An 11,355-nucleotide genomic window follows, 5' to 3' on the forward strand; every position below is an offset into this window, starting at 1 on the left:
ACGACACATGGCCGACTACGAGACGGGTCTCGCGCAGAACGCGGCGAACCACCAGCCGCTCACCCCGCTGCTGTTCATGGAACGCGCCGCGCAGGTCTATCCGGACCAGCCCGCGGTGGTGCATGGCGCGGTGCGGCGGACCTACCGCGAGTTGCGCGACCGCTGCGTGCGCCTGGCCTCGGCCCTGGCGAAGCGGGGCATCGGTAAGGGCGATACGGTCGCCGCGGTCCTGCCGAACATCCCCGAGATGCTGGAATGCCACTACGGCGTGCCGATGGCCGGGGCGGTGCTGAACACGATCAACACGCGGCTCGATGCCGCGACCATCGCCTACATCCTCGACCACGGGGAGGCGAAGGCGCTGATCGTGGACAAGGAGTTCATGCCGGCCGTGCGCCTCGCGCTGGTGCAGGCCAAGGCGAAGCCGCTGGTGATCGAGGTGGACGACGCGCTGGTCCCCGCCGCCGCGAAGACCGAGACTTTGGGCGGCATGGGCTACGAGGCGCTGCTGTCCGAGGGCGATCCCGCCTTCGCCTGGCCGATGCCGCGCGACGAATGGGACGCGATCACGCTCAACTACACCTCCGGCACCACGGGCAAGCCGAAGGGCGTCGTCTACCATCATCGCGGGGCCTACCTTCTCGCGGTGGGCAACGTGCTGTCGGCGGAGATGGGCAAGCACCCCGTCTATCTCTGGACGCTGCCGATGTTCCACTGCAACGGCTGGTGCTTCCCCTGGACGGTCACGGCGCAGGCCGGGCTGCATGTCTGCCTGCGCGCGGTGCGCGGGCCGGACATGTGGCGGCTGATGGCCGGTGAGGGTGTGACCAACATGTGCGGCGCGCCGATCGTGATGTCGACGCTGCTCAACACGCCGGAGGGCGAGAAGCGCGCCCTGCCGCACCAGGTGAAGTTCATCGTCGCCGGCGCGCCGCCGCCCGAGGCGGTGCTCGCCGCCATGAAGGCCGCGGGCTTCGCGGTCTGCCACGTCTATGGGCTGACCGAGGTCTACGGCCCCTCGGTGGTGAACGAGTGGCATCAGGACTGGAATGCGAAGCCCGCGTCCGAGCAGGCGGCGCTGATGGCGCGGCAGGGCGTGCGGTACCTCGCGCTCGAGGGCCTCGACGTCATGGACCCCGAGACGATGGCGCCGGTGCCGGCGGATGGCGCGACGCTCGGCGAGGTGATGATGCAGGGCAACGTGGTGATGAAGGGCTACCTGAAGGATGCGGCCGCGACCGGCTCGGCCTTCAAGGGCGGCTGGTTCCACACCGGCGACCTCGCCGTGAAGTATCCCGACGGCTACATCCAGCTGAAGGACCGCTCGAAGGACATCATCATCTCGGGCGGCGAGAACATCAGCAGCATCGAGGTCGAGGACGCGCTCTACAAGCATCCGGCCGTCGCGGTGGTCGCCGTGGTGGCCCGGCCCGACGAGAAGTGGGGCGAGACGCCCTGCGCCTTCGTCGAGCTGAAGCCGGGCGCGAGCGCGACGGCCGAGGAGCTGATCGCGTTCTCGAAGCAGCATCTCGCGGGATACAAGGTGCCGCGCCACGTGGTCTTCGCGGAATTGCCCAAGACCTCGACGGGCAAGATCCAGAAGCACGTGCTGCGCAGCCAGGCGAAGGAATGACGATGTCGGTGGACAAGGTCCTGGCGCGCGCATCCGCGTGCCGCGTGGAATCCCGAGCGCGGTGGTTCGAACTGCTGCGCATCCCCTCGGTCTCGGCGCAGCCGAAGCATGCCGAGGATTGCCGCAAGGCGGCGGACTGGGTGCGGGCGCAACTCGCCGAGATCGGCTTCCAGGCCGCGGTGCGCGAAACCCAGGGCCACCCGGTGGTGGTTGCGCATCACCCCGGGCCGACGGGCGGTGGGCGGCACCTGCTGTTCTACGGGCATTACGACGTACAGCCGCCGGAACCGCTCGAGCTCTGGACCAGCCCGCCCTTCTCGCCCGCGGTGACCGAGGGGCCGAACGGCCCGCGCGTGGTCGCGCGCGGCGCGGTGGACGACAAGGGCCAGACCATGACCTGGCTCGAGGCGCTGCGCTTCTGGCATGAGGTCGCGGGCGGCCCGCCCTGCCGCGTGACCGTGCTGGTCGAAGGCGAGGAGGAGATCGGGTCGCGCAACCTCGAACCCTTCCTCGAGGCCAATGCGACCGAGCTCGGCGCCGACCTCGCGGTGGTCAGCGACACCAACATGTGGGATGCGAACACGCCGGCGATCAGCACGCGGCTGCGCGGGATGCTCTACACCCAGATCGACATCACCGCGGCGAACAAGGACCTGCATTCGGGCCTGTTCGGCGGGTCGGCGCTGAATCCGATCAATCTGCTGACGCGCATCCTCGGCGATCTCAAGGACGAGAGCGGCGAGATCCTGATCCCGGGCTTCTACGACGACGTGCCGGAACTTTCGGAGGCGCAGCGGAAGCAGTGGGACGCGCTGGGCTTCGACGAGAAGGCCTTCCTTGGCGGCATCGGCCTGTCCGTCCCGGCGGGCGAGGTCGGGCGCGGCGCGCTGGAGCGGCTCTGGGCGCGGCCGACGGCCGACATCAACGGCATCTGGGGCGGCTACACGGGCGAAGGATCCAAGACCGTCATCCCGTCCGAGGCGCATGCGAAGCTGTCCTTCCGCCTGGTGCCGGGGCAGTCGCCGACCAAGGTGCTGGCGGGGCTGCGCGACTTCATCGTCGATCGCCTGCCGGACGACGCGCAGGTGAAGATCCAGGTCTTCAGCATGAGCGACGGCATCGAGGTGCCGGCCGACAGCCCCTGGGTGACCGCCGCCGCCGGCGCGCTGTCCGCGACCTTCGGGAAGGAGGCCGTGCTGATGGGCTGCGGCGGGTCGATCCCGGTGGTCAGCATGATGAAGCGCGTCCTCGGCCTGGACAGCCTGCTGGTCGGCTTCGGCCTCGAGGACGACCAGGTGCACAGCCCGAACGAGAAGTTCGACGTCGCCTGCTTCGAGCGCGGCATCGACAGCCACATCCGGATGCTCGCGGCGCTGGCCGAGCGCTAGAGCCGCAAGGAGGCTTCGTGAACGAGGATCCCTACGCGGTCCTGGGCGTCAAGCGCGACGCCAGCCAGGACGAGATCCGCAAGGCCTACCGGGCGCTCGCCCGCAAGCTGCACCCGGACCTCAATCCGGGCGACAAGGCGGCGGAGGAGAAGTTCAAGGCCGTCTCCGCCGCGAACGACATCGTGGGCGACCCGGAGAAGCGCGCCCGCTTCGACCGCGGCGAGATCGACGCCGCGGGCAATGAGCGTCCGCCGCAGCCGCCGCCGGGCTGGTATCGCGACCATGCCGCCGGTGCGGGCGCCTACGCCAACGATGCCGGCTACGCCGACATGATGGACGAGGACGAGCTGCTCGGCGCGCTGTTCGGGCGCGGGCGGCGGCGTGGCGCGTCCGGCGGGGCGCAGTTCCGCATGCAGGGCGGGGACATCCATGCGGGGCTCGACATCGATTTCCTCGATGCGGTGAATGGTGGGACGAAGCGCGTCACGCTGCCGGACGGGAGCACGGTGGACGTCACGATCCCGCCGGGCACGCGGGAGGGCCAGGTGCTGCGGCTGCGGGGGAAGGGTTCGCCCGGCCTTGGCGGCGGGCCGGCCGGCGACCTGCTGGTGGAGATCGGCATCGGGGAACATCGCCATTACACGCGGCGCGACGACGACATCCTGCTCGACCTGCCGGTGACGCTGCCCGAGGCGGTGCTCGGCGGGAAGATCGAGGTGCCGACGCCAGCCGGAGCGGTGATGGTCTCGGTGCCGAAGGGGTCGAACACCGGGACGGTGCTGCGGCTGAAGGGGCGCGGCGCGAAGCGGAAGGACGGCACTCGGGGCGATGCTTTCGTCACGCTGCGCATCGTGCTGCCCGATGCGCCGGATGCGGCGCTCGAGGCCTTCGCGGAAGGCTGGGCGGCAGGCAAGGCGCAGAACCCGCGCGAGGGCATGGAGAGCTGACATGGCCGAGGACACCGACACCCTGCGCCGGCTGCATATCGAGGTCGCGACGATGGAACGCTGGGTCGCCGCCGGCTGGATCGCCCCGCGCGCCCCGCAGGCGCCTGGCTATACCGAGGCCGACCTGGCCCGCGCCTGCCTGATCCGCGACCTGCGCGAGGCGATGGGCGTGAACGAGGAAGGCGTGGGCGTCGCGCTCGGCCTGCTCGACCAGATCCACGGGCTGCGACACGCGCTGCGGCGTGTGGCTGCGGCCGTGCACGGGCTGCCCGAACCGGCGCGTCAGGAGATCCTGGTCGTGCTGCGCGAACTCGACGAAGGACCGACATGAGCGCGTTTCACGGCGTCTTTCCCTATCTCGTTTCCCCCGTCGCGCCGGACGGAACCGTGCTGGAGGCGGAGCTGCGCCGCCTCGTGGACCATCTCATCGCCTCGGGCGTGCATGGGCTGACGCCGCTGGGCAGCACGGGGGAGTTCGCCTACCTGGATGCCGCGCAGCGGCGGCGGATCGTCGAGGTCGTGGTGGACCAGGCGAAGGGGCGCGTGCCCATCGTGGCCGGCGTCGCGGCGACGACGACGGCGGATGCGGTGCGCCAGACCAAGGACTATGCGGCGATCGGTGCGGACGGGATCCTCGCGATCCTCGAGGCGTATTTCCCGCTCTCGGAAGCCGCGGTCGTCGCGTATTTCACGGCCATCGCGGATGCGACCGACAAGCCCGTGGTGCTCTACACCAACCCGAACTTCCAGCGGTCGGACCTGACGCTGCCGGCGATCGACGCGCTGTCGCGGCATCCGCGCATCGTCGGCATCAAGGATGCCTCGACCAACACGGGGCGGCTGCTGTCGATCCTCAACCGCACGGAAGGGCGGATGGAGGTCTTCGCGGCCTCGGCGCATATCCCGCTCGCGGTGATGATGATCGGCGGCAAGGGGTGGATGGCGGGGCCGGCCTGCGCGATCCCCCGCGAATCGGTGCGGCTGTACGAGTTGTGTCGCGCGGGGAAATGGGATGCGGCGCTGGCGCTGCAGCGCGCGCTGTGGCGGGTGAACGAGCTGTTCGCCGCGCATTCGCTCGCGGCCTGCATCAAGGGGGCGCTGCAGATCCAGGGCTTCGCCGTGGGCGACCCGATCGCGCCGCAGGCGCCGCTGTCGGCCGAGGGCCGCGTCGCGGTGGAAAAGGCGCTGGCGCTGGCCGCGGAGGCGCTCGCCGCCGCGCCGTCCGCGTGAGCGCGCCGAGCCATCGGCGCCTGGCGCTGATCCTCGGCGCGCTGGCGGGGATCGGGCCCTTCTCGATCGACATGTACCTGCCGGCGCTGCCGGATATCGGCACGTCGCTCGCGGCACCCGCGGGGCAGGTGCAGGGGACGCTGGCGATCTACTTCCTGGGGCTCGCCTTCGGGCAGGTGCTCTACGGGCCGCTGTCGGACCGGCATGGGCGGCGGCGGCCGCTCTTCGTGGGCCTCGGGCTCTATACCGTGGCGGCGGTGGCCTGCGCGCTGGCGCCTGACATCCAGGTGCTGACCGCCGCACGGCTGTTCCAGGCGCTGGGCGGCTGCGCGGGAATGGTGATCGCGCGCGCCGTGGTGCGCGACGTGACCGATGAGCGCGGCGCGGTACGGCTGATGGCGCAGCTCATGCTCGTCATGGGCGTCGCGCCGATCATCGCGCCCGTGATCGGCGGGGCGCTGCTGCCGGTGTTCGGCTGGCGGGGCATCTTCTGGCTACTCGCGGGGTATGGCGCGACGATGCTGGCGGTGATCGCGCTGTTGCTGCCGGAAACGCTGGAGCCCGCGCGGCGGCGGCGGGAAGGCGTGATCGCGGTGATCCGCGTCTGGGGCGGGCTCGTCGCCGACCGGCGCTTCATGGGGTATGCGCTGACGGGCGGGTTCATCATCGGGGGGATGTTCGCCTACATCAGCGGCTCGCCCTTCGTGTTCATGGAACTGCACGGCGTGCCGTCCTCGCAGTACGGCTTCTACTTCGGGGCCAATGCGCTCGGCATCATGGTGGCGGGGCAGGTGGTCGGGAGGTTGGCGCAGCGCATTGCGCCGGCGCGGCTGCTGCCGGTGGTGATCTGGGTGCCCTTCGTCGCGGGTCTCGCGCTGCTCGCCGTCACGGCGACGGGCGTCGGCGGCTTCCCGGGGCTGCTCGTAACGTTGTTCTGCTACATCGCGATGATCGGGGCGGTGATGCCGCTGACCGTGGCGCTGGCCATGGGGCCGCATGGATCGGTGGCGGGCAGTGCGTCCGCGCTGATGGGGACGCTGCAGTTCGGGATCGGGGCGAGCGTGGGGGCGGTGCTCGGCGTGCTGCAGGACGGGACGGCGGTGCCGATGGCGGCGGTGATCGCGGGGTGCGGGGTGGCGGGGTGGACGGCGCTGCGGGCGTTGGCACACTAGGCGGCGGATGTCGTGAGGTCACGGACATGGCGGTGATCGTTAGAAAGTCCGTGGAACCTCGCTATGTCCCGGACATCCACTTGCTGCCGGAGGACGAGAAGTTCTTCATCACGCGGGAGCCGCGCCCATACACACTGCCACGCTATGATCCGGAAGAATTTCCAAAGCGGGTCCAATTCACGAGCGCACACAAGACTATTCCCGACTTCGTCCCGATCCACGGCCGCCTGAGCGTTTCTCCTGAGGCTAAGGCCCTGATCGAGGAGTTCGAACCCGGCATTCACCAGTTTCTCCCGGTCGAGATCGAACGCAGGCGTAGCACGCGGCCCATCTATCGCCTCGACGGGCGCGTTCTCGATACGCCCTACTACGTCTTCTTTCCGCAGGTGATGCTGGACGCCGTCTGGGTTGAGCGGTCCGAAGTGGCTGTCCGTCCGAGATTGCATGGACCGCCCAGCGTAAATCCCAAATCCTCCCGCGATCTAGACAAGCTGGTGCTGCACCGGGAAATCGTCGCCGGCCACCATGTATGGCGCGGGCACTATCAATGTCACATGGATCTGTTCTTCTCGAACGCCCTAGCTCACGAGATCGAAAAGCGTCGCTTGCGCAAGCTGAATTTCGTACCGCTCCAGGAAGCCTGACGCGCCCAGTGCCAGGTGAAGGGTCCCAAAGGCCTATCGGCCTTTGGCGGGGTGAGGTGCGGAAAGGGGCGGCGCCCCTCTCCGGTCCCGTTTACTGCCGCGCCCGCTCCGCGTGCTTCCCCATGGTCGCGTACGGCGCGTAGGGCGGCACTGCCCCGATCGCGCGCATGTCGACTTCCACCAGCGCCGGTCCCTTCACCGCCAGCGCCTGCGCCAGCACCGTGCCGACCTCCTCGGCGCTCGACACCTTGAAGAAGGGCAGCCCGGCGAGCGCCGCGAGTCCCTGCAGGTCCGGCGTCAGGAGGTCGTGGCCGAACTGGCGGCCATCGGCGACCGCGTCCTGGATGTGGCGGATGACGCCGTAGCCGCCGTCGTTCATCACCATGGTGACGAGGTCGGGCTTTTCCTGCGCGACGGTCCAGAGTTCGCACATGCCGAGCGAGAAGCCGCCATCGCCGCACATCGCGACGGTCTTGCGCCCCTGTGCCGCGATGGATGCGCCGATGCCGAGCGCGAGGCCCGGCCCGATCGCCGCACCGACCGGATAGACCGAGTTGCGCGGGTCGGTGATGGGGAAGATGCGGTTGCCCCAGGTGGAGTTGGAGATGGTGATGTCGCGCACCCAGACGCCGTCGCGCGGCAGGGCGGCGCGGATGGCGTCGGGGAAGGGCGCGTAGGGGCCGAGGGTGGCGAGGTATTCCTCTCGCGCACGCGCCTTCATCGCCCCGAAGTCCGCGGCGAAGCCCGGATCGACCGAGGCCTTGCCGGCCAGGCGGTCCGCAATGCCGGCCATCGCGAGGCCCGCGTCGCCATGGACGAACAGGCTGTTCGGATAGGTTCGCCCATTCGCCGTCGCGTCGCAGTCCACATGGATCAGCGTCTTCGGCAGCTTCATGGAGAAGTCGCCGGTCTCATGCCCGCGCAGGCGGGATCCGACGACGAGCATCGCGTCCACGCTGCCGTAGAAGTCCTGCACGCGCGGCGATCCGTTGCCGTGCAGGCCGCCCAAGGTCATCGGATGGTCCTCGGGGATGGTGCCGCGGCCATTCCACGACGACACCGCGCCGAAGCCGAGGTCCATCAGCCGCAGCGCCGCATCCCGCGCCTGCTTCGCGCCATTGCCGAGCCACAGCATCGGGCGCTTCGCGGTGGCGAGGATCTCGGCCGCCGCGTCGAGTTCCGCGGGGTTGGGCGGCAGCGGCGCGGCGATGGGCAGGGCAAGCGCATCGAGGCCGGCGGGACGGGCGATGGGCGCGCGCTGGAGGTCGATCGGGATCTCGACGGAGACCGGCCCGCGCGGGGCGGAGAGCGCCTCGGCCGCGGCGCGAACCAGCACGCCGAAGGCCTCGTTCGCGGTGCGGACGCGGTAGGCGGCCTTGCAGGCGGCGGCGAGCATCGCGGTCTGGCCCGGCACGTCGTGCACCGTGCCGGCGTCGCGGTCGATGTGCTTCGTCGCGGTCTGGCCGGTGATGTGCAGGACGGGGCTGCCGGCGAAGCGCGCTTCCACCAGGCCGGGGATGGCGTTCGCCATGCCGGGCCCGGTCGAGGTGAACAGCACGCCGAGATGGCCCATGACGCGGGCATAGGCGTCGGCCATGTGGGCACCGCCCATCTCGCCGCGGCACATCACGTAGCGCAGTGCGTTGCGCTTCCCGATGGCGTCCAGCATCGGGATGTTGTGGACCGAGACGATGCCGAAGACGGTCGAGACGCCCATGCGCGGCAGGATGTCCGCGACGAGGTCGGCGACCGTGTACTGACTTTCCATGATGAGACGTTCCCCATTCTGCGGGGCGCAGTGTGACGCGAATCGACGACACGCCAAGGTGCCAAGGAAGCAGGTCCGTATCCCGCCGACCCTGCGCCACGCTCAGGGGGATGGCGGCGACGGGGGAAGCCGACCTCCCCCGCCCCCGTGCCCTTACCGCGCGCGCGTCTCGGCGAGGTGGTCGAAGCGCCGCGTGTAGGTGCCGAGCCCCATCGTCTGCGAGCGCAGCTCGATGATCAGGTCGTGCAGCTCGACCTCGGGCACGAGGGCCTGCACCTCATCCCAGCCAGGCCAGCCGTCCTTCTCGGCATAGCCGAGGATCTGCCCGCGCCGCCCGGTCAGCAGCCGTTGCGCCGCGGCCGTGGCGTCCTGCGGCACCAGCACCGTCACCTGGTCGACCGGTTCGAGCATCACCGGCTCGGCCTTGGCGAGCGCTTCCTGCATCGCCATGCGCGTCGCGGTGGCGAAGGCCATGTCGGAGGAATCGACGCTGTGGAAGGCGCCGTCGTGCAGCGTCACGGCGATGTCCACCACCGGGTTGCCGAGCGGACCCTTCCGCGCCGCCTCCTCCGCGGCCTCGCCGACGGCGGGGATGAACTTGCGCGGAATGGCGCCGCCGACGATGCGGTCCTCGAAGGCGAATCCCTCGCCGCGGGCGCGGGGGGCAACCTCGAGCGTCACGTCCGCGAACTGGCCGTGCCCGCCGGTCTGGCGCCGGTGGCGGGCATGGTGGCGGGCCGCCTGGCGGATCGTCTCCTTGAAGGCGATGCGCGGACGGGTGGTCGAGACGCGCAGCCCATGGGCTTCGGCCAGTCGCGACACCGCATGGCCGAGATGGATGTCGCCCTGGCCATGGAGAAGGATCTGTCCGGCCTCGGCGTCATGCACGACGGTCAGCGAGGGGTCTTCCTCGACGAGCCGTTGCAGCGCGCCCGAGAGGCGGACGTCGTCCTTGCGGTCCTCGGTCGCGATGGCGAGCGCGTAGACGGGCGCCGGCGGCGCCGGAAAGGGGAGGGCCGGCGCGCTGCCCGAGGGTGAGACGGTGGCTCCGGACGGGATCGATTCGAGCCGGCCGAAGGCAACGACCTCGCCCATGGCCGCCTCGGAGACCTTCTGGGCCTCGCCGCCGGGGAAGCGGGAGACGCCACCGATCCGCACGCCGTTCACCGTGGCGCCGTCCTTCAGGCTGCCGCGCCAGATCCTCGCATAGGAGAGCTTGCCGCCGTGCCCGGCATGGACGGTGCGGAAGACCTGGGCGAGGGGTTCGCCCTCGGTGGCGACGCCGCGGCGGGCGGCGGTCTCCTCCGGGCGCGGCACGTCGTGGCGCAGCGCCTTCCACAGGCGGAGGACGCCGTTGCGCCGCTCGGCCGCGCCGATCAGCACCGGATCGAGGGCGCCGGCCACGATGTCGGCATGGAGCGGCTTGTAGAGCTCGGCCGGGGTGGGGATCGCGTCCTCGACGACCTTCTCCAGAAGGGTGTCGTCGTGGTCGGCGAGTGTCTCGGTCAGGGCGGCGCGGGCCTCGGCCTCCCGCGCCGCGACGGAGTCGGGCATGCGGATGAGTTCGGAGGACTCGCCCTTCCGCCAGCGGTAGGCGCGCTCGCTGACCAGGTCGACATAGCCGGTGACCTCACCCTTGTCCCGGATCGGCACCTGGCGGAGGACCAGCGGGCGGCGGGAGTGGGCCTGGAGGGCGGCGAGGGTGTCGCGGACATGCTGGTCGCCCAGCGTGTCCGCCTTGTTGATGAAGATCATCGCCGGGAGGCCGGACTGCTCGAGCGCCCGGAAGGCGGGGGCAAGGGCGGCGGCGCGGTTGGGGCTCGGCTCGCAGACCAGGACGGCGAGGTCGGCGACGGCGAGAGCCGCGGCGGTCTCCTGGCCGAACTCCACGGAGCCGGGGCAATCGAGCAGGGCCCAGGGCTCATCCATGAAAATACAATGACCGACTCGGGTCTCGGTCCCGGTCGTGCGGGATCTCGGATCTCCGGGGCGGCGGGCCGGCGCGGCGCCGGCGGTGGCGAGCAGGGCATCGAAGAGCGTGGACTTGCCGCTGCCCTGCGGGCCGATGAGGGCGACGGCGCGGGGTGATGCCCCGCCTGCTTGTCTCGACGCGGAATCAGGCATGGTGACGGGCTCCCTCGGGTCACCGGCCGTGGACCGGCCGTGTGCACGGCGGCCCGGCGGGGGGCCGCCAGCGGGAAGACTAGACCTGGCGGCCGGGACCGGCGCAGAAAATCCTCGGGCGCCGGCCCCGGTCACGGGAGCGTGGCCGCGCTACACAGCTGTGGCGCCGTCGCCACACTGGCCCGATTATCTCGGGGACAGGCCTCGGAAGCCGGGCCAACGCGCATCCGTTGTGTTTAAGTAGCGTTCGAACCCCGAGTGAGGGGGGAGCCATCAGCGCCGGCGCGGCCGGTGCGTGAGGACGCGAGGATGACGATGAGCTTCAAGAAGACCCTTCTGGCCGCGACGCTGCTGTCGCTGCCGATCGCCGCGAACGCGCAGAGCTGGGATCCGCGCGTGCAGGGCATCTACGTGGGTGCCGGCCTGGGCACGAACTACCTGCAGACCCA

9 protein-coding genes are annotated in these 11,355 nt (G+C 70.5%); 7 read left to right on the forward strand and 2 right to left on the reverse strand.

The window, feature by feature from the left end; genetic code table 11:
- The first annotated feature begins 7 nt into the window (after positions 1-7).
- The 7 genes from GWK16_RS24470 to GWK16_RS24500 are packed head-to-tail and all read left to right on the forward strand — an operon-like array spanning position 8 to position 7,014.
- Positions 8-1,633 (forward strand): acyl-CoA synthetase, encoded by a 1,626-nt coding sequence (locus GWK16_RS24470; protein WP_170056598.1) that lies wholly within the window; start codon positions 8-10, stop codon positions 1,631-1,633.
- Between the two features lie 2 nt (positions 1,634-1,635).
- The gene (locus tag GWK16_RS24475) at positions 1,636-3,021 is read left to right on the forward strand and encodes a M20/M25/M40 family metallo-hydrolase (RefSeq protein WP_170056610.1); all 1,386 of its coding nucleotides are present in this window, start codon (positions 1,636-1,638) and stop codon (positions 3,019-3,021) included.
- 17 nt (positions 3,022-3,038) lie between these two features.
- Entirely contained in the window at positions 3,039-3,968 is a 930-nt protein-coding gene (locus GWK16_RS24480; protein WP_170056599.1) for a DnaJ C-terminal domain-containing protein, read from the forward strand.
- Position 3,969: 1 nt separating this feature from the next.
- The gene (locus GWK16_RS24485; protein WP_170056600.1) at positions 3,970-4,299 is read left to right on the forward strand and encodes a chaperone modulator CbpM; all 330 of its coding nucleotides are present in this window, start codon (positions 3,970-3,972) and stop codon (positions 4,297-4,299) included.
- Entirely contained in the window at positions 4,296-5,198 is a 903-nt protein-coding gene (locus GWK16_RS24490; RefSeq protein WP_170056601.1) for a dihydrodipicolinate synthase family protein, read from the forward strand. The genes GWK16_RS24485 and GWK16_RS24490 overlap by 4 nt, the downstream gene beginning before the upstream one ends.
- The gene (locus GWK16_RS24495; protein ID WP_170056602.1) at positions 5,195-6,370 is read left to right on the forward strand and encodes a Bcr/CflA family multidrug efflux MFS transporter; all 1,176 of its coding nucleotides are present in this window, start codon (positions 5,195-5,197) and stop codon (positions 6,368-6,370) included. The genes GWK16_RS24490 and GWK16_RS24495 overlap by 4 nt, the downstream gene beginning before the upstream one ends.
- Before the next feature lie 26 nt (positions 6,371-6,396).
- On the forward strand, positions 6,397-7,014 hold the full coding sequence (locus tag GWK16_RS24500; protein ID WP_170056603.1) for an imm11 family protein: 618 nt from the start codon (positions 6,397-6,399) through the stop codon (positions 7,012-7,014).
- Between the two features lie 91 nt (positions 7,015-7,105).
- On the opposite strand, the gene GWK16_RS24505 is transcribed toward GWK16_RS24500, so the two are convergent.
- Positions 7,106-8,782 carry a thiamine pyrophosphate-binding protein gene (locus GWK16_RS24505; protein WP_170056604.1) on the reverse strand — a complete coding sequence of 559 codons (1,677 nt, stop codon included), beginning with the start codon at positions 8,780-8,782 and terminating at the stop codon, positions 7,106-7,108.
- Positions 8,783-8,935: 153 nt separating this feature from the next.
- A complete protein-coding gene (locus tag GWK16_RS24510) occupies positions 8,936-10,906 on the reverse strand; it encodes an elongation factor G (protein WP_170056605.1) in 1,971 nt (656 codons plus the stop codon).
- Between the last annotated feature and the right edge of the window lie 449 nt (positions 10,907-11,355).

This window comes from Neoroseomonas marina (genome assembly GCF_012927745.1).
Lineage (GTDB): Bacteria > Pseudomonadota > Alphaproteobacteria > Acetobacterales > Acetobacteraceae > Neoroseomonas > Neoroseomonas marina.